The sequence below is a fragment of the Streptomyces sp. CLV115 genome, assembly GCF_038448545.1.
Classification (GTDB): domain Bacteria; phylum Actinomycetota; class Actinomycetes; order Streptomycetales; family Streptomycetaceae; genus Streptomyces; species Streptomyces sanglieri.
In genome coordinates this window covers 1-440 of sequence record NZ_JBCEWQ010000437.1, presented here as the reverse complement: position 1 = coordinate 440, position 440 = coordinate 1, and the positions used below count along the sequence as shown (strand labels likewise).

The following is a 440-nucleotide window of genomic DNA, read 5'->3' as shown; positions in this document are numbered from 1 at the left end:
CCTACGGGGGGCAGCAGTGGGGAATATTGGACAATGGGCGCAAGCCTGATCCAGCCATGCCGCGTGAGTGATGAAGGCCCTAGGGTTGTAAAGCTCTTTTGTCCGGGAAGATAATGACTGTACCGGAAGAATAAGCCCCGGCTAACTTCGTGCCAGCAGCCGCGGTAATACGAAGGGGGCTAGCGTTGCTCGGAATCACTGGGCGTAAAGGGCGCGTAGGCGGATCTTTAAGTCGGGGGTGAAAGCCCAGGGCTCAACCCTGGAATTGCCTTCGATACTGGAGATCTCGAGACCGGAAGAGGTAAGTGGAACTGCGAGTGTAGAGGTGAAATTCGTAGATATTCGCAAGAACACCAGTGGCGAAGGCGGCTTACTGGTCCGGTTCTGACGCTGAGGCGCGAAAGCGTGGGGAGCAAACAGGATTAGATACCCGAGTAGTC

At 55.9% G+C, this 440-nt stretch carries 1 rRNA gene; it reads left to right on the top strand.

Annotated features, from left to right (window positions below):
- Positions 1-440: ribosomal RNA gene (locus AADR41_RS42530) — 16S ribosomal RNA — on the top strand; the annotation flags it as partial.